Genomic DNA, 17,530 nt, shown 5'->3' with positions numbered 1-17,530 from the left:
TTGTAATGATTAAAATGTGTCGCTATGCGTTAATCACAGCACTGGCGATATTCCTTGCCGGGTGCGTGGGGCAACGTCAAGAGCCCGCTCCCGTTGAGGAGGCGCAGCCGAAGCCAACGCAGCCCGCGCAGCCGCAGCCGACGGTGCCAACCGTGCCAACGGTGCCTACCATTCCGGAGCAGCCGGGACCGATTGAGCACGAGCAGCAGCCGGCACAGCCAGCGCCGCGCGTGCGTCATTATGACTGGAATGCGGCAGTTCAGCCGATGGTCGGGCAAATGCTGCAGGCCGGTGGCGTCAATGCGGGGAGTATTCTGCTGGTAGACAGCGTGAATAACCGCACGAACGGTACGCTGAACGCAGGAGACGCCACCGCGGCGCTGCGTAATGCCCTGAGCGGGAACGGCAAGTTTACCCTGGTGTCTGCCCAGCAGCTGGGCGTTGCAAAACAACAGCTGGGTTTATCGCCGCAGGATAGCCTTGGCAGCCGCAGCAAAGCGATGGGGATTGCCCGCACCGTGGGTGCCCAGTACGTTCTGTACTCAAACGCGACCGGCAACGTTAATTCTCCTGAGCTGAAAATGCAGCTGATGCTGGTGCAAACCGGCGAGATTATTTGGTCAGGTAAAGGTGCCGTTCAGCAACAGTAAACTGACGCGCGATGAAGTGTTGTCGCGCTTTTTCCCCCGCTATTCACCTGTCGCCAGCGAAGACCATAATGGCCTGAGCGGCGGCAGCTGTATTATCAGCGACGGAGTCCGGCGGCTGGTGTTACGCCAGCCGCACGACCCCGGCGCGCCAGCTCGCGAATTCCTCCGCCAGTACCGCACCTTGTCTCGCCTGCCGGCGACCGTCGTCCCCGCGCCGCTTTTCTATTCGCCATGCTGGATAGGGGTGGAATATTGCGACGGCGAGATGAAAAGCACTCTCCCGGAGTGCCCGCAGCTGGCAGGGTTATTGTATCATCTGCACCAACAGCCGCGTCTGGGCTGGCGCGTTGCGCTGGCGCCGCTACTTGAACGGTACTGGCAAACGTGTGATGACGCGCGGCGAACGCCGCTCTGGCTGCGCTGGCATAAGCGTTTGTTACAGCGCGGCGAGCCTCGCCCTTTGCGTCTGGCGCCGTTACATATGGACGTGCATGCCGGCAATATCGTCCACACGAAAGCGGGAGCGCGGCTGATTGACTGGGAATATGCAGGCGATGGCGACATAGCGCTGGAGCTGGCCGCGGTGTGGATTGCGCCAACGGACCAGCGTCAGCTGGTGATGGAATATGCCCGGCTGGCGCGCATTGATGAGCGGCAGCTGTGGCGACAGGTACAACGCTGGCGTCCGTGGGTGATATTGTTGATGGCGGGCTGGTATGAACGCCGTTGGCAGCAGACCGGCGACCGGCAATTTATCACGCTGGCAGATGAAACATGGTGTCAGTTAGACAAAGAATGAAAAGAATAAGAGAGGTCAGTGTGGGTCCGGTAATGTTGGATGTCGAAGGTTTTGGACTGGATGCGGAAGAGCGTGAGATCCTCGCGCACCCGCTGGTTGGCGGGCTGATTCTATTCACGCGCAACTATCACGATCCGGCGCAGCTGCGGGAGCTGGTACGCCAGATCCGCGAGGCTTCGCGTAATCATCTGGTGGTGGCCGTCGATCAGGAAGGCGGGCGCGTGCAGCGCTTTCGCGAGGGGTTTACCCGCCTGCCGGCCGCTCAATCTTTTGCGGCGCTGCTGGGAATGGAAGAGGGTGGCGCGCTGGCGGCGCAGGCCGGCTGGCTGATGGCCAGCGAAATGATCGCGATGGATATTGATATTAGCTTTGCCCCGGTGCTTGATGTCGGGCACATCAGTGCGGCGATTGGTGAACGCGCCTACCATGACGATCCGGAGAAAGCGCTGGCCATTGCCCGCCACTTTATTGACGGCATGCACGAGGCGGGAATGAAAACCACCGGGAAACACTTCCCTGGCCACGGCGCTGTGACCGCAGATTCGCACAAAGAGACGCCGCGCGATCCGCGCGCTGAAGCCGACATTCGGGCCAGAGATATGGCGGTATTTCGCACGCTGGTGGCGGAGAACCGCCTCGACGCGATTATGCCTGCTCACGTTATCTACAGCGACGTGGACCCGCGTCCGGCCAGCGGCTCTGCGCACTGGCTGAAGACGGTGCTGCGCGGTGAGTTAGGCTTCGACGGGGTGATTTTTTCTGATGACCTGTCGATGGAAGGGGCGGCAATCATGGGCAGCTATGCCGAACGCGGTCAGGCATCGCTGGATGCAGGTTGCGATATGATCCTGGTCTGCAATAATCGTAAGGGTGCGGTCAGCGTTCTGGATAACCTGTCGCCGATCAAAGCAGAGCGTGTTACGAAATTGTATCATAAAGGTTCATTTACCCGTCAAGAGTTAAGGGATTCTGCCCGTTGGAAGACGGTTAATGCGCAGCTGGAACAGCTCCACGCGCGTTGGCAAGAGGCGAAGTCTGCGTAATTGACCTGAAGTCTGGTGAGGATGCGATGATTATCTATTTACACGGTTTTGACTCAAACAGTCCCGGCAACCATGAGAAGGTGCTACAGCTACAGTTTATCGATCCCGATGTGCGCCTGATAAGCTACAGCACGCGGCATCCAAAGCATGATATGCAGCACCTGTTGAAAGAAGTCGATAAAATGCTGCAGCTCAATACCGACGATCGGCCGTTGATTTGCGGCGTCGGCCTGGGCGGCTACTGGGCGGAACGGATCGGTTTCCTTTGCGATGTCCGCCAGGCCGTTTTTAACCCCAATCTGTTTCCCGCTGAAAACATGGAAGGCAAGATTGACAGGCCTGAAGAGTATGCCGATATCGGGACGAAATGCGTCAATAACTTCCGCGAAAAAAATCGCGATCGTTGTCTGGTGATACTCTCCCGACAGGACGAAGCGCTTAACAGCCAGCGTTCAGCCGACCTTCTGCATCACTTCTATGAAATCATCTGGGATAACGAGCAGACCCACAAATTCAAGAACATCTCGCCGCACCTGCAGCGGATAAAAGCCTTTAAGACGCTAGGCTAATCTCCTCCCTCCGACCCGCCGTATGTCAATACGGCGGGTTTTTTTATGCCAACTGTGATTGCCTGGCTAAAAAATATGCGGTAAAACTTGATGCATATCAATTTTGGTATGACCAATGACCCGTTCATGTTATTCTCAATTTCGCTGAATGGTTTCACTGCTGTAACTTGTTGTTAAATAAGAGCTATTTATATAACTTTTAATTAACAATTGGTTAATATTTTTAGGGGGTCTCGTGACTACACCATTGAAAAAAATCGTAATCGTAGGTGGCGGTGCCGGTGGACTGGAACTGGCTACTCAGCTGGGTAGAAAGCTGGGGCGTAACAAAAAAGCGAAAATCACGCTGGTGGATCGTAATCACAGCCATCTGTGGAAACCGTTGCTGCATGAAGTGGCTACCGGTTCGCTCGATGAAGGTGTGGATGCGCTGAGCTATCTGGCCCATGCCCGTAACCACGGTTTCCAGTTCCAGCTGGGTTCAGTGGCCGACATTAATCGTGAAGCCAAAACCATTACCTTGTCCGAACTGCGTGACGAGAAGGGTGAACTGCTGGTGGCGGAACGTAAGCTGCCGTATGACACGCTGGTGATGGCGCTGGGCAGTACCTCTAACGACTTTAATACCCCAGGCGTCAAAGAAAACTGCATTTTCCTTGATAACCCACATCAGGCGCGCCGTTTCCACCAGGAAATGCTGAACCTGTTCCTGAAATATTCAGCCAACCTGGGCGCCAGCGGCAAAGTAAATATTGCTATTGTTGGCGGTGGTGCGACCGGCGTTGAGCTCTCTGCTGAACTGCATAATGCGGTGAAACAGCTGCACAGCTACGGTTATAAAGGGCTGACTAATGAAGCGCTGAACGTGACCCTGGTCGAAGCGGGTGAGCGTATTCTGCCTGCGCTGCCGCCGCGTATTTCCGGTGCCGCCCACAGCGAGCTGACGAAGCTTGGCGTGCGTGTCCTGACGAAAACCATGGTGACCAGCGCCGATGCCAACGGTCTGCACACCAAAGACGGCGAGTTCATCGATGCCGATCTGATGGTCTGGGCGGCGGGGATCAAAGCGCCTGACTTTATGAAAGAGATTGGCGGTCTGGAAACTAACCGCATTAACCAGTTGGTGGTTCAGCCCACGCTGCAAACGACGCTCGACCCGGATATTTATGCGATCGGCGACTGCGCGTCCTGTGCACGTCCGGAAGGCGGATTTGTGCCACCGCGCGCCCAGGCCGCCCATCAGATGGCGAGCTGTGCGTTGAATAATATTCTGGCGCAGATGAAAGACAAACCGCTGAAATCCTACGTCTATAAAGATCACGGCTCGCTGGTATCGCTGTCCAACTATTCGACCGTGGGTAGCCTGATGGGCAACCTGATGCGGGGTTCTATGATGGTCGAAGGGCGTATTGCGCGTTTCGTTTACATCTCCCTGTACCGCATGCACCAGATTGCGCTGCATGGCTACTGCAAAACCGGTCTGATGATGCTGGTCGGGCGAATCAACCGTATCATTCGTCCTCGTCTTAAGCTGCACTAATGTCCTGAATCATCAGTGTCCGGGCAGGCCTCCTGGCCTGTCCGGACCTGTTACCCGGCGAAGCGTCGATGCGCCGGGTTATTTCCAGAATATCCTCCTGCTTTGTTCGCTATAACGTCTCAGATTCCTCTGAATCCGCTCGGTTTGCCGCTTACTGCCGCATTTTTCATCCGCTTTCTGATTTGCAAGGTCCCCGGGTCGATCGCAAAATTGAATTATCAGCAACAAGGGAGGATACCCCGTGAATAAATCAATGTTGGCGGGTATAGGGATTGGCGTGGCTGCCGCGCTGGGCGTTGCAGCTGTCGCTGGTCTGAACGTGCTCGATCGTGGCCCGCAATATGCGCAAGTGGTGTCCAGCACACCGATAAAAGAGACGGTAAAAACCCCGCGTCAGGAATGCCGTAACGTCACCGTAACCCATCGTCGCCCGGTGCAGGATGAAAACCGCATCGCCGGCTCCGTCCTCGGCGCCGTTGCCGGTGGGGTCATTGGCCATCAGTTTGGCGGCGGTCGTGGTCGCAGCGTAGCTACCGTGGTGGGTGCGCTGGGCGGCGGTTATGCCGGCAATCAGGTTCAGGGGGCGATGCAGGAAGGGGATACCTACACCACCACGCAGCAGCGTTGCAAAACGGTGTACGACAAGTCGGATAAAATGCTGGGCTACGATGTGACTTATAAAATCGGCGGGCAGCAGGGCAAAATCCGAATGGAACACGATCCTGGTACGCAAATACCGCTGGATAGCAACGGCCAGCTGGTCCTGAGCAACAAAGCGTAATAAGCGTCAATGTTTATTAGCCCCTCATCCACTCTGGCTGAGGGGCTTTTTTATCAGAAGCTCACGGCATAGTTCAGGCCGAAGGTACGACCACGTCCTTTGTATTCATACAGTGAACTGCTGCCGTAGGTCGGGCTGTAAAGCAGCGGAGCGCGCTGTCCCCAGATGGTGACGTAGTCTTCGTTCAGCAGGTTCTCAATGCTGAAGGTCAGTTTACCCACCGGGAGCGCATAGCTGCCGATAAAGTCGACGGTGTTATAGCCGTCGAGCTTATTCCCACTGGCATCGCTCAGGTCGAACACCTGCTGAGTCTGCACGCGCAGTGACCACGGATCCGGCGCCCAGCCGACCCAGGCGGTGGCTTTTGACGGTGAAGCGAGGGTCACATCCCATTTCTGCCAGCTGCCGTCACTTTTCACCTGGGATTTAAGCACGTTGAAGTTCGCACCGGTGCTCCAGTCACTTTCCGGGAAGAAGTAATCCACTGCCCCTTCCACGCCGTAAATACGGCGCTTGTCAGATTGCACATCGATAGTCATATCGGTGCGGTTCACAACGATGGTTTTGTCCGAGGTTGAATAATAAGCTGCCAGCTGGGTACGCAGGTTATCGCCGGTGTAACGCCAGCCCAGCTCGTAGGAGTTGACTTTGATCCCCTGCAGCGGCGAATCGCCTACGTTGACGCTCGACAGCAGCGGATAGTTACCGTTGACCGCCGCGCCGTATTTGCCGATACCGTAGTATTTCCCCGGATCCGGCAGCTCGACGCCCTGCGAAAAGTTAAACCAGGTCTGCTGGCGGTCGGTGAGGTGGGCGACAATCCCGGCATTAAACAGGAAGTTATCATAGTCAGTTTTGCCACCAGGGATAGCATCGGCTGAGCTGACCTTGCCGTTGGCAACGTCCTGCTGTTGGGCGTAGCCGACGAAATCATCCACCCGGTTTTCTGTCCACTGGTAGCGCACGCCGCCGCTCAGGGTGAAGATATCATTCAGGTCATAACTGGTTTGTAAAAATGGCGCCAGGTTCGTGATGCTGTAGCCCGGATAGCGTCCCGTCGTATAAATCGCGTCATTGTGCAGGCCGCCTGAAGCCATCGAGGTGCCAAGATCGAAGAACATCTGGTTGGCGTTAAACGTCTCGTGGTCGGCATCCAGTCCCCAGGTGAGATCCCAGCCGTCAAGCGGTTGGCTGTTGAGGGTAATTTTCGCCCCGTACTGATCGGTATCCTGTTTGGATGAAGAGAAGCTGCTAACCTGGCCTTTGGAGAGCGTCGGGAAGGGATAAAAAGTCAGCGATTCATCGCGATAATAGATCTGGCTGACCAGGTTCTGGCCATAAAAGTCGGCATCGGAGTATTGCAGGCTAATCAGGTGACGTTCGGTGCCGGGAACGCGGTCTGAATCCAGTCCGTCGGTGGTGTAGGCTTTACCGTTCCCGGTGACGGCGGACATATTTTTGCCCAGATACAGGCCGTAATCATCGCCCTGGCTTTTATAATATTGCGTCACCAGCTGCAGCTGGCGATTCTCGTCAATATTGATAGTGCCAGTACCCATGACGTCGAGGCGGTCAGAGTGCTGCAGGCCGGTCTGGGTATTATCAAGAATCAGGGCATCGTTATTGCCATCGTACCAGCCGCCGAAGCGCTGATAAGCCACCGATAACCGCCCGGAGGCGTGGTCGGTTCCGCCGCTCACGGCTGCCGCTACGCGCTCATCGTGGTCGTTGCTGTTGGCAAATCCGCTTTTACCGCCTAATTCCAGGTCAACCTGACGTTCCTGCTGCCCTTTTTTGGTCACAATATTAATCAGGCCACCGGTACTGCCGCCACCGTACAGCGAGGTGGCACCAGAAATCACTTCAATGTGTTCAATATTGAATGGGTCTATGGAATCGAGCTGGCGGCTGTCGGTACGGGATGAATTGAGGCGCACGCCGTCAATCAGTACCACGATGGCCCGGCCGCGCATGTTCATACCGTAGTTGGTGCGTCCCTGGCTACTCACATCAATACCCGGAATCAGTTGGGCCAGAACGTCCTTAAATTCTTTCCCGCCCTGAACCTGCTGTTCTATCTCCTGACCTTCGATAACCCAGGTCGTTTGCGCCATTTCGGCGACGGTACGGTGGTTACGGTTGGCGCTAACGATAATGTTTTCTTCATCCGCCTGCGCGCCAAGGACGGGCAGGGCAGTGGCCAGCAGCAGTGGGTTGAGTACCCAGAGACGCTTGTTCATTCGCATTCCTTTTATGAGTTAACTGCAATTATGTTGTTTTTAGATTTCGATGCGGGCGCACCGATTGTTACAAGTAGAAATAAGCAGAAAAACTTAAAGGCGAATTTTGCACGTAGTGATTATTGTTATCAATATCATTTACAACTTAATTGACACGTAACAATGTGAAAACATTAATAAAGATGGGGTTAAATCAGAAGGAAGGGCGAAAACCCGGTGGCGATCGTCACCGGGTAAAAAGCGGGTTAGTGCTGGAGGATTTGTGGCCACAGCCGCAGAGTGGTATCGGCAATTTGCATCAGTTTTGTGAAGTCGGCCCCTTCACGTGCGCTGATGGACATACCTTGCAGCACGCAGTTTAAAAACTGGGCCAGCTGTCGTACATCGCCGTCTGCCGGTAGCTCGCCGCGGAGCTGGCGCTGCTGCAGGAACTGCGTCAGCGTTTTTTCCTGCATCGCGTGGCGCGACTTAATGGTATTGGCGATAGCGGTGGACGAAGCCGCCAGCGCCGCCGAGGTGTTGATCATAAAGCAGCCTGCCGGCGTATCTTTACTGGTAAAACAGGTGGCAATGGCGGTGAAATAGTCCCGCAGAGCCTGATCGACGGATTTATCCTCGGCAAACAGCAGCGTTTCGTGTCGGGCTGCAAAACGTGAAATATAGCGATCCAGAACCGCGCGAAATAATCCTTCTTTATTGACGAACTCAGCGTACAGCGTCGGTGCTTTTGCGCCGGTCGCCTCCACCAAATCGGCAAGAGAAGTTGCCTCGTAGCCGTGCTGCCAGAAAAGTGCCATGGCCTTATCCAGCGCCGCTTCCTTGTCGAACACTTTGGGTCGGCCACGGCTTTTTTTTGTGCAACTTTGAACGTCAGTTGTCATGATGCCGCTGTACCTATGTTGGTTTGTTGAAGCGACATTATAAAAATAAACCTTACAACCTTCCAGCGCTGAACCCGCAAAAATAAATAATTCATATATGTATGAATTTTAAGTTGTTTATAAATAAATAAACGATCGTTATAAAAATTCATTGACGTGTGATATAGGTCACATTATTATTTACCTATCGATCGTTAAGTTAATTCTTGCGACCCTACTAAAAAAATCATCTGCATAGGTATAATAATCATGAAAAACATCAAAACACTGACGCTTGCCGCCGTCCTGAGCTCTCTTTCTTTCGCAAGTTTTGCCGCTGTTGAAGTGCAGTCCACTCCAGCAGGCCAGCATAAAATCGGTACCGTTTCTGCCTCCGCCGGGACAAACCTGGGCTCTCTGGAAGACCAGCTGGCACAGAAAGCGGAAGAAATGGGCGCCAGCTCCTTCCGTATCACTTCGGTAACGGGTCCGAACACCCTGCACGGTACCGCGGTTATCTACAAATAAGTTTCGTTTTACCCCTGTCATGCCACTGACAAAGCGCGACCTGACCCATTTATCAGGACGCGAGCAGTAAGCAGTATGCTATTCCCTGTTTTGCCACAAGCGTGACGCGGTTTTCACCCCTTAATGAAACCGCGAAGCGTGTACCATCGCTTTACCCTGTTTGTGTACGTCCAATAAAAAACCGCCTCAAAGGGCGGTTTTTTTATTCATGCCAGCAAGCGCTTACAATGAGTGTTCGTCAGCATTGTGATGACGGGTAACATCAACCGGCATACCTGAACGCATTTCTGTCGCATGATTCATCACCGCCTGGTCGGTCAGCGATGCCTGCTTAAATGCCGCCATCTCGCTGTTCAGTACTATCGGCAATGTCTGCGGATCGTCATTCAAATGTTTGGACAACGGCTGATGAATTTCCACCAGACGCGTTCCGTCCGGTTCAACGGAGGCTTTAATCGGGGTGTTGATAATATTGACTTTAGTCCCTGGGGTAATGGTGTTAAACAGGGTTTTGATGTCATCGTCACGCAGGCGGATACAGCCGGAGCTCACGCGCATACCGATGCCAAAATCGGCATTGGTGCCATGCAGTAGATAGACCCCGCCGTAGGCCGCGAGGCGAATGGCGTGGTGACCCATTGGGTTATCCGGCCCGGCAGGTACCACGCCAGGGAGTTCGATCCCCATCGCTTTATACCGCGCGCGAATATTGGCCGTTGGCGTCCAGGTTGGGTTCGCACGTTTGTCGGAAACGGTGGTGATCATCGTTGGTGTGAGCGTGTCTCCACCCAACTGACCGATGCCAATCGGGTAGACGGTGACCTCACTTTTACCCGGCGGATAATAGTACAGACGTAGCTCGGCGAGGTTAATCACCAGACCTTCGCGCGGAGCTTCCGGCAGCAGCATCTGGAGCGGAATAGTCAGTACGCTGCCGGCACGCGGAACGTAAGGATCGACCCCGGGGTTCGCCTGAAGCAATGCCAGAAAGCCGACATTGTATTTTTTAGCGATAGCCTCCAGTGAACCGCCGTTGTTCTGTACGACGTGAAACTGATTTTGCCCGATGACGCGGCTGCCGGGAGGCGGTAAGGGCCAGGTGTTGGCGCGAGCAGGAAGCGACAGCACGGCCGCAATGGCCGCCATTGTCAGCCACAGAGAGAAACGCGATTTGAAAATAGTCATAATAAATAAGTGGTTATTTTTTATGAGGAAACAGACGAGGATTATCGCGCGAGTGTCTGTGGGGAAACCCTGGTGAATTGCAAAATATTTGTAAAGTTTACCGAATGTGTCGGCGGCAAAACCTGACGGACACGGATACGGTGGCTGGCACCGTATCCGTGCCGCGATTATGCGGCGGCGTTCTCTTCTAACTGACGCATAAACTGGCGAACCCATTCCATACGGGTTTTACGATCGCCAAGCTCCTGCATAAACTTCAGGCGCGTCGGGCCGTCCAGACGGAAATGCTGAGGCTGTTTTTGCAACAGGCCAATCAGCCACACCGGATTGACGTTGTTCTTTTCATTAAACTCAATCACGCCGCCTTTATCATTCCCTTCCAGCTTACGGATCCCCAGCTTCTGCGCCTGCTGGCGCAAGCGGGCGATATCGAGGAGGTTTCTTGCCGCATCCGGCAGCGGGCCGAAGCGGTCAATCAGCTCAACTTTAATCTCGTCCAGATCGTGCTCATTCTTCGCGCTGGCAATTCGCTTGTAGAATGAGAGGCGAGTATTCACATCCGGGATAAAGTCGTCCGGCAACAGCGAGGGCATACGCAGCTCAACTTCAGTTTGCTGGCTGGTAAGGTCCTCAAGCGAAGGCTCACGCCCGGCTTTCAGCGCATCGACGGCATTCTCCAGAAGCTCCATATAGAGCGAAAAGCCGATAGTGGTCATCTGCCCGCTCTGGTCCTCGCCCAGCAGCTCGCCCGCGCCGCGGATTTCCAGGTCATGGGTGGCCAGCGCGAAACCGGCGCCGAGATCCTCCAGCGAGGCAATGGCTTCCAGACGCTTTTGCGCATCGGTGGTCATCGCCTTCGGATGTGGCGTCAACAGCCATGCATAGGCCTGATGATGCGACCGGCCGACGCGTCCGCGCAGCTGATGCAGCTGAGCCAGCCCGAAATGGTCCGCGCGCTCGATGATAATGGTATTGGCGGTCGGGATATCGATCCCGGTCTCAATAATGGTGGTACAAACCAGCACGTTAAAACGCTGGTGGTGGAAATCATTCATCACCCGTTCGAGCTCGCGTTCGCGCATCTGCCCGTGGCCGATTGCAATTCGCGCCTCCGGCACCAGCTCCGCCAGACGATCCGCTGCTTTCTGGATGTTTTCTACATCGTTATAGAGGTAGTAGACCTGGCCACCGCGCAGGACTTCACGCAGGATAGCCTCGCGAACCACCAGTGAGTCATATTCCCGAACGAAGGTTTTTACCGCCAGACGGCGGGCAGGCGGCGTCGCGATAATGGACAGATCGCGCATGCCGCTCATGGCCATATTCAACGTGCGCGGAATCGGCGTGGCGGTCAGCGTCAGAATATCAACATCGGCGCGCATCGCTTTGATACGCTCCTTGTGGCGAACGCCAAAGCGGTGCTCCTCATCGACGATCAGCAGCCCAAGATCGCGCAGTTTGACTTCGCTTTGCAGCAGCTTATGCGTCCCGATAAGAATATCGATTTTGCCCTCAGCGGCCTGTTCAAGAATCTGCGCCTGCTCTTTGGCGCTGCGAAAGCGCGACAGCATTTCGATGCGTACCGGCCAGTTGGCAAAGCGGTCACAGAAGTTGTCGAAGTGCTGTTGAGCGAGCAGGGTGGTCGGCACCAGGACGGCGACCTGTTTGTGGTTCTCGACAGCCAGAAAGGCGGCGCGCATTGCCACTTCGGTTTTACCGAAGCCGACGTCGCCGCAGACCAGACGATCCATGGCCAGCGGTTGGCACATATCGCTGAGGACGGCGTTAATCGCCTGTGCCTGATCCGGCGTGGTTTCAAAGGGGAAACTGTCGCAAAACAGCTGATATTGTTCGCGATCGTGCTTAAAGGCAAAGCCTGATTTCGCCGCGCGCTGGGCGTAAATATCGAGCAGCTCCGCCGCCACATCGCGCACTTTTTCCGCCGCTTTCTGCCGTGCACGCGCCCAGGCATCGCCGCCGAGTTTGTGTAGCGGGGCGCTCTCTTCCGCGCCGCCGGCGTAGCGGCTAATCAGGTGTAACGATGACACTGGAACGTACAGTTTGGCATCGTTGGCGTAGATGAGCATCAGATACTCAGCGGTGATCCCTCCTGCTTCCAGGGTGGTCATCCCGGCATAGCGGCCAACGCCGTGCTCGAGGTGCACCACCGGCTGGCCTTCATGTAGCTCTGCCAGGTTGCGGATTAAGGTATCGGGGTTAATCGTGCGCCGCGAATCCTGACGGCGACGTGCGACGCGCTCGCCCAGCAGATCGCTTTCGCAAATCAACGCGAGGTTATGCTGGCTATCGATAAACCCGTGTTCGGCCGCGCCAATCATTAAGTAGCGGCCATTACCGGTCGCGTCTTGCAGGCGCAGAATATGTTTCGGCGCAATTTTGATGCGGGCCAGCACTTCGCCTAGCGCTTCGCGGCGGCCTTCGCTCTCGACTGAAAAAATAACCGGGCCATCAAAGGCTTCGAGAAAACGGCGCAGATTATCCAGCGGCGCTTTGTTCTGCGCCTGAATGGAGAGATCCGGCAGCTTCTGATAGCCGAGGTTGGTATTGGCGGCCTTCTCTGCCAGACGCTCTGTTTTTAACTGGATGCGCGGCCATTTTTTCAGCTCGCTGAACAGCTCATCGATCCGCAGCCAGAGTTGTTCCGGCGGCAGGAGCGGACGCATCGGGTCGATGCCGCGACTCTCGAAGCGGGCGCGGGTTTCGTTTTGAAAACGCTCGGCGCTGGCTTCCAGATCGCCGGTATTGACGATCAGGGCGTTAGCCGGGAAGTAGCTGAACAGCGGCGGCAGCGGCTCATTGAAAAACAGCGGCTGCCAGTATTCGATGCCGGTTGGCAATGTGCCCTTGCTGACCTGCTGATAAATATGTTCGGCGTCGCGCTTGACCTCGAATCGATCGCGCCACTGGCTACGAAACAGTTCGATAGCGGTCTGATCGGTCGGGAATTCATGAGCGGGCAGCAGGTTAATGGCGGCCACTTCTTCCAGCGTACGCTGGCTATCGACATCGAACAGACGCAGGCTGTCGATTTCATCATCGAAGAAGTCGAGACGGTAGGGCTGCTCACTGCCCATCGGGAACAGGTCGAGCAGGGCGCCGCGGGTGGCATATTCACCGTGCTCCATCACCTGATCCACGTGGCGATAGCCGGCGCTATCCAGCTGCGTGCGCAGACCGTCACGTGACAACCGCTGGCCCTTTTTCATTACCAGCGCGTGCCCGTGGAGGAAGCTGTGCGGACAGACGCGCTGCATCAGCGTACTCACCGGGACGATCAGCACGCCGCGCTGCATGGTCGGTAACTGGTAGAGGGTAGCGAGACGGGAAGAGATAATGTCCTGATGCGGAGAGAAGCTATCGTAGGGCAGCGTTTCCCAGTCCGCCAGACCGATCACCATACTGTCGGTAAACTGTCGAATTTCATCATTCAGGCGCAGGGCATTTTGCATATCGGGGGCGACGAGTATGACCGGCCCACCGTGGCGCTCGGCCATTTCGGCCACCAGCGTAGCGCACGCCGCGCCGGTTAACTCGCCGAGATGCCGCTGATCGCCGGGCTTGACCGGCAGTGTGTATCGATATTGTTGAGGCATAGCTGTTATCAGGATCCCTTCGTGATTCGCTCTATGTATATACCCTAAATATGTCGAGTCGCAGGACAAAAACACCGTAGGCGTTTTTGAACAGCGCTTGCGCTGGCCCCGAAGGGGCGAGGCCGTAGGCCAGGTCATGCGGCAAGTGAGCGAGTCCCGATGAGCTTACGCGGGTAAGTGATTCGGGTGAACGAGCATCGCCAATGCACATGCAGCTTGATGTATGACGGGTATATAAGGGCAAACTGCTAATATTCAATGTCGATGATTATCCGCGATTGACCCGCATTCGCCAACCTGATTGACGGCAGGAGAGGCCGCCATGGTGAAAGATTCTGATAGATAAGCGCTGACTAATCAAATATCCACTTGATTTATCTTTACTTTTTTCTTATTCCGCGACAAAAACTTACCGTTTCAGTGATTTACGCGTTGTGCTATGCCATATATACTCGTGCATCGGCTATCAGCAACCAGATGGATTACATGTATCAACCTGCCGCACTCTTTATCGGCCTTCGCTACATGCGTGGGCGCGCAGCCGACCGCTTCGGTCGTTTCGTCTCCTGGCTTTCAACCATAGGCATTACGCTTGGCGTGATGGCGCTGGTTACCGTGCTTTCGGTCATGAACGGCTTCGAGCGCGAGCTGCAGAACAACATCCTGGGGCTCATGCCGCAGGCCATTCTTAGCGCCCAGCAGGGCTCAGTGAACCCGCAACAGCTGCCGGAAAGCGCCGTGAAATTGCAGGGTGTCACCCGCGTGGCGCCGCTCACTACCGGCGATGTGGTGCTGCAAAGCGCCCGCAGCGTCGCGGTTGGCGTGATGCTGGGTATTGACCCGGCGCAAAACGATCCGCTCACGCCGTATCTCGTTAACGTAAAGCAAAGCGATCTCCAGGCCGGGAAATATAACGTCATTCTAGGCGAACAGCTGGCCGGCCAGTTAGGGGTTAACCGCGGCGATCAGATTCGCGTTATGGTGCCTTCCGCCAGTCAGTTCACCCCGATGGGCCGCGTGCCGAGCCAACGACTGTTTAACGTTATTGGTACTTTTGCGGCCAATAGCGAAGTGGACGGCTATCAGATGTTGACGAATATCGACGATGCCTCGCGCCTGATGCGCTATCCGCTGGGTAATATTACCGGCTGGCGTCTGTGGCTCAGCCAACCGTTGCAGGTGGATACCCTCAGCCAGCAGGTGCTACCCCAGGGAACGAAGTGGCAGGACTGGCGCGAGCGTAAAGGCGAGCTGTTCCAGGCCGTGCGCATGGAAAAAAATATGATGGGCCTGCTGTTGAGCCTGATCGTGGCCGTGGCGGCGTTTAACATTATTACGTCGCTGGGAATGATGGTTATGGAAAAACAGGGCGAAGTGGCGATTTTACAAACGCTGGGGCTGACGCCGCGGCAGATTATGCTGGTCTTTATGGTTCAGGGGGCCAGCGCCGGGATAGTCGGTGCGCTGCTCGGTGCCGTGCTTGGCGTGCTGCTTGCCAGCCAGTTAAATAATTTAATGCCGATTATCGGAGCGTTCCTTGACGGCGCTGCGCTGCCGGTCGCAATCGAGCCTTTGCAGGTGACGATTATCGCCCTGGTGGCCATGGTGCTGGCTTTGTTATCAACGTTGTATCCTTCCTGGCGCGCTGCCGCCACTCAACCCGCTGAGGCTTTACGTTATGAATAAGATCCTGCTGCAATGCGACAATCTGTGCAAACGCTATCAGGAAGGCAATGTGCAAACCGACGTCTTGCACAATGTCAGCTTCAGCATCGAGGAAGGGGAGATGATGGCGATTGTCGGTACCTCCGGTTCCGGGAAAAGTACGCTGCTGCATCTGCTCGGCGGGCTGGATACGCCGACCTCCGGCGAGGTGATTTTCTCCGGGCAGTCGATGAGCCGGCTTTCTGCCGCCGCACGTGCCGACCTGCGCAACCGCGAACTGGGCTTTATCTACCAGTTTCACCACCTGCTGCCGGATTTTACCGCCCTCGAAAACGTGGCAATGCCGCTGCTGATTGGCAAACAGAAAGCGTCGGATATTGAACGTCAGGCGAAGGCAATGCTGCATGCGGTGGGACTTGAACACCGGAGCAACCACCGCCCGTCAGAACTTTCCGGCGGCGAACGCCAGCGCGTGGCGATTGCCCGTGCGCTGGTTAACAAGCCGCGCCTGGTGCTGGCGGATGAACCGACCGGTAACCTCGATGCCCGCAATGCCGACAGTATTTTCGAGCTGCTGGGGGAACTGAATGTTGCCCAGCGCACCGCTTTTCTGGTGGTGACCCACGACCTGCAGCTGGCAAAACGTATGAACCGCCAGCTGGAGATGCGTGATGGCCATCTGAATGCGGAACTGACCCTGATGGGGGCCAGGTAATGACTTCTCCGTTATCGTTATTGCTTGCTCTGCGTTTTAGCCGCGGACGGCGGCGCGGCGGCATGGTGTCGCTGATCTCGGTGATTTCAACGATCGGTATTGCACTCGGGGTTGCGGTATTAATCGTCGGCCTCAGCGCGATGAATGGTTTTGAACGTGAGCTGAATAACCGCATTCTGGCCGTGGTTCCGCATGGTGAAATCGAGCCGGTGAAACAGCCGTGGAACAACTGGAACGACGCGCTGGCGAAGGTGGAAAAGGTAAAAGGTATCGTTGCTGCGGCACCGTATATTAATTTTACCGGGCTGGTGGAGAGCGGCAGCAACATGCGCGCAATTCAGGTGAAGGGCGTTGATCCGCAGCAGGAAAGCCGCCTGAGCTCGCTGCCTCAGTTTGTACTGAATAACGCCTGGGCTAATTTTAAAGCTGGCGAACAGCAGGTCATTCTGGGCAAAGGGGTTGCAGATGCGCTGCACGTGAAGCAGGGCGACTGGGTTTCTATCATGATCCCTAACTCCGACGCCGAGCATCAGCTGTTGCAACCGAAACGCGTCCGGCTGCATGTCACCGGGATTTTGCAGCTTAGTGGTCAGCTCGATCACAGTTTTGCGATGATCCCGATGGGGGATGCCCAACAGTATCTGGATATGGGTAGCAGCGTGACCGGGATTGCGATTAAAGTCACCGATGTCTTCCACGCTAACACGCTGGTGCGTGATGCCGGCGAGGTGACGAACAGCTACGTTTACATTAAGAGCTGGATCGGGACTTACGGTTATATGTATCGTGATATTCAGATGATCCGCGCCATTATGTACCTCGCGATGGTGCTGGTGATCGGCGTGGCCTGCTTTAACATCGTTTCCACCCTGGTGATGGCGGTGAAAGATAAAAGCAGCGATATTGCGGTACTGCGCACCCTCGGGGCGAAAGACGGCCTGATTCGCGCTATTTTCGTCTGGTATGGTTTGCTTGCCGGTTCGGTCGGGAGCCTGATTGGCGTGGCGATTGGCGTCGTTTCTGCGCTGAATCTGACGTCGATTATCAACGGCCTCGAATACCTGATCGGGCACAAATTCTTGTCCGGCGACATTTATTTTATCGACTTCCTGCCGTCTGAACTGCACTGGCTGGATGTTATTTATGTGCTGGTGACAGCACTGTTGCTGAGTTTGCTGGCCAGCTGGTATCCCGCCCGCCGCGCCAGCCGCATTGACCCGGCGAGGGTGCTGAGTGGCCAGTAATTCAGTGGATTGCGGGGGATGAGCTCGTAGGTCGGGTAAGGCGAAGTCACTACCCGACATTGCGCCCGGTGGTGCTTTGCTTGCGCGGGCCTACAAG

At 55.6% G+C, this 17,530-nt stretch carries 14 protein-coding genes; 10 read left to right on the top strand and 4 right to left on the bottom strand.

Features of this window, described 5'->3' with window-relative positions:
* Window positions 1-14 precede the first annotated feature (14 nt).
* From lpoB to ACMYSK_RS09405, 6 genes are all read left to right on the top strand, one after another.
* Window positions 15-650, top strand: coding sequence for a penicillin-binding protein activator LpoB (gene lpoB, locus ACMYSK_RS09430; protein ID WP_434644004.1), 636 nt, complete (start codon window positions 15-17; stop codon window positions 648-650).
* The gene (gene thiK, locus ACMYSK_RS09425) at window positions 631-1,449 is read left to right on the top strand and encodes a thiamine kinase (protein ID WP_434642240.1); all 819 of its coding nucleotides are present in this window, start codon (window positions 631-633) and stop codon (window positions 1,447-1,449) included. Before lpoB ends, thiK begins: the two co-directional genes overlap by 20 nt.
* A 32-nt stretch (window positions 1,450-1,481) precedes the next feature.
* Entirely contained in the window at window positions 1,482-2,492 is a 1,011-nt protein-coding gene (nagZ, locus tag ACMYSK_RS09420; RefSeq protein WP_434642237.1) for a beta-N-acetylhexosaminidase, read from the top strand.
* 26 nt (window positions 2,493-2,518) lie between these two features.
* The gene (gene ycfP, locus ACMYSK_RS09415) at window positions 2,519-3,061 is read left to right on the top strand and encodes an alpha/beta hydrolase YcfP (RefSeq protein ID WP_434642234.1); all 543 of its coding nucleotides are present in this window, start codon (window positions 2,519-2,521) and stop codon (window positions 3,059-3,061) included.
* Between the two features lie 235 nt (window positions 3,062-3,296).
* Window positions 3,297-4,601: an NAD(P)/FAD-dependent oxidoreductase gene (locus ACMYSK_RS09410; RefSeq protein ID WP_434642232.1), complete on the top strand. Its 1,305-nt coding sequence runs from the start codon at window positions 3,297-3,299 to the stop codon at window positions 4,599-4,601.
* A 241-nt stretch (window positions 4,602-4,842) separates the two neighbouring features.
* Window positions 4,843-5,382 (top strand): glycine zipper 2TM domain-containing protein, encoded by a 540-nt coding sequence (locus ACMYSK_RS09405; RefSeq protein ID WP_434642229.1) that lies wholly within the window; start codon window positions 4,843-4,845, stop codon window positions 5,380-5,382.
* Between the two features lie 53 nt (window positions 5,383-5,435).
* On the opposite strand, the gene ACMYSK_RS09400 is transcribed toward ACMYSK_RS09405, so the two are convergent.
* Together ACMYSK_RS09400 and ACMYSK_RS09395 are read right to left on the bottom strand one after the other, a co-directional pair.
* The gene (locus tag ACMYSK_RS09400) at window positions 5,436-7,622 is read right to left on the bottom strand and encodes a TonB-dependent siderophore receptor (RefSeq protein ID WP_434642226.1); all 2,187 of its coding nucleotides are present in this window, start codon (window positions 7,620-7,622) and stop codon (window positions 5,436-5,438) included.
* Between the two features lie 245 nt (window positions 7,623-7,867).
* Entirely contained in the window at window positions 7,868-8,503 is a 636-nt protein-coding gene (locus ACMYSK_RS09395) for a TetR/AcrR family transcriptional regulator (RefSeq protein ID WP_434642224.1), read from the bottom strand.
* Between the two features lie 249 nt (window positions 8,504-8,752).
* Here ACMYSK_RS09395 and bhsA point away from each other — a divergent pair, with 249 nt between their 5' ends.
* Complete coding sequence (gene bhsA, locus ACMYSK_RS09390; protein ID WP_434642221.1) at window positions 8,753-9,010, top strand: multiple stress resistance protein BhsA; 258 nt, start codon at window positions 8,753-8,755, stop codon at window positions 9,008-9,010.
* A gap of 222 nt (window positions 9,011-9,232) precedes the next feature.
* Here bhsA and ldtC read toward each other — a convergent pair whose 3' ends face one another.
* The gene (ldtC, locus tag ACMYSK_RS09385) at window positions 9,233-10,195 is read right to left on the bottom strand and encodes a L,D-transpeptidase LdtC (RefSeq protein WP_434642218.1); all 963 of its coding nucleotides are present in this window, start codon (window positions 10,193-10,195) and stop codon (window positions 9,233-9,235) included.
* Between the two features lie 167 nt (window positions 10,196-10,362).
* Window positions 10,363-13,809, bottom strand: a complete 3,447-nt coding sequence (gene mfd / locus ACMYSK_RS09380; protein ID WP_434642216.1) for a transcription-repair coupling factor — start codon at window positions 13,807-13,809, stop codon at window positions 10,363-10,365.
* Between the two features lie 486 nt (window positions 13,810-14,295).
* Here mfd and lolC point away from each other — a divergent pair, with 486 nt between their 5' ends.
* The 3 genes from lolC to lolE are packed head-to-tail and all read left to right on the top strand — an operon-like array spanning window position 14,296 to window position 17,433.
* Window positions 14,296-15,495 carry a lipoprotein-releasing ABC transporter permease subunit LolC gene (gene lolC, locus ACMYSK_RS09375; protein ID WP_434642213.1) on the top strand — a complete coding sequence of 400 codons (1,200 nt, stop codon included), beginning with the start codon at window positions 14,296-14,298 and terminating at the stop codon, window positions 15,493-15,495.
* Window positions 15,488-16,189: a lipoprotein-releasing ABC transporter ATP-binding protein LolD gene (gene lolD / locus ACMYSK_RS09370; RefSeq protein WP_434642211.1), complete on the top strand. Its 702-nt coding sequence runs from the start codon at window positions 15,488-15,490 to the stop codon at window positions 16,187-16,189. The genes lolC and lolD overlap by 8 nt, the downstream gene beginning before the upstream one ends.
* Window positions 16,189-17,433 (top strand): lipoprotein-releasing ABC transporter permease subunit LolE, encoded by a 1,245-nt coding sequence (lolE, locus tag ACMYSK_RS09365; protein WP_434642208.1) that lies wholly within the window; start codon window positions 16,189-16,191, stop codon window positions 17,431-17,433. The genes lolD and lolE overlap by 1 nt, the downstream gene beginning before the upstream one ends.
* Window positions 17,434-17,530 lie beyond the last annotated feature (97 nt).

This window comes from Klebsiella sp. I138 (genome assembly GCF_051131765.1).
Classification (GTDB): Bacteria; Pseudomonadota; Gammaproteobacteria; order Enterobacterales; family Enterobacteriaceae; genus Klebsiella.
This window is presented reverse-complemented; position numbering and strand designations above follow the sequence as displayed.

Coding starts and splice junctions, on each gene's coding strand:
- lolD (WP_434642211.1), top strand. CDS start 15,488: ATGAATAAGATCCTGCTGCAATGCGACAATCTGTGCAAACGCTATCAG.
- nagZ (WP_434642237.1), top strand. CDS start 1,482: ATGTTGGATGTCGAAGGTTTTGGACTGGATGCGGAAGAGCGTGAGATC.
- lpoB (WP_434644004.1), top strand. CDS start 15: ATGTGTCGCTATGCGTTAATCACAGCACTGGCGATATTCCTTGCCGGG.
- bhsA (WP_434642221.1), top strand. CDS start 8,753: ATGAAAAACATCAAAACACTGACGCTTGCCGCCGTCCTGAGCTCTCTT.
- ACMYSK_RS09395 (WP_434642224.1), bottom strand. CDS start 8,503: ATGACAACTGACGTTCAAAGTTGCACAAAAAAAAGCCGTGGCCGACCC.
- ACMYSK_RS09400 (WP_434642226.1), bottom strand. CDS start 7,622: ATGAACAAGCGTCTCTGGGTACTCAACCCACTGCTGCTGGCCACTGCC.
- mfd (WP_434642216.1), bottom strand. CDS start 13,809: ATGCCTCAACAATATCGATACACACTGCCGGTCAAGCCCGGCGATCAG.
- lolE (WP_434642208.1), top strand. CDS start 16,189: ATGACTTCTCCGTTATCGTTATTGCTTGCTCTGCGTTTTAGCCGCGGA.
- lolC (WP_434642213.1), top strand. CDS start 14,296: ATGTATCAACCTGCCGCACTCTTTATCGGCCTTCGCTACATGCGTGGG.
- ycfP (WP_434642234.1), top strand. CDS start 2,519: ATGATTATCTATTTACACGGTTTTGACTCAAACAGTCCCGGCAACCAT.
- ldtC (WP_434642218.1), bottom strand. CDS start 10,195: ATGACTATTTTCAAATCGCGTTTCTCTCTGTGGCTGACAATGGCGGCC.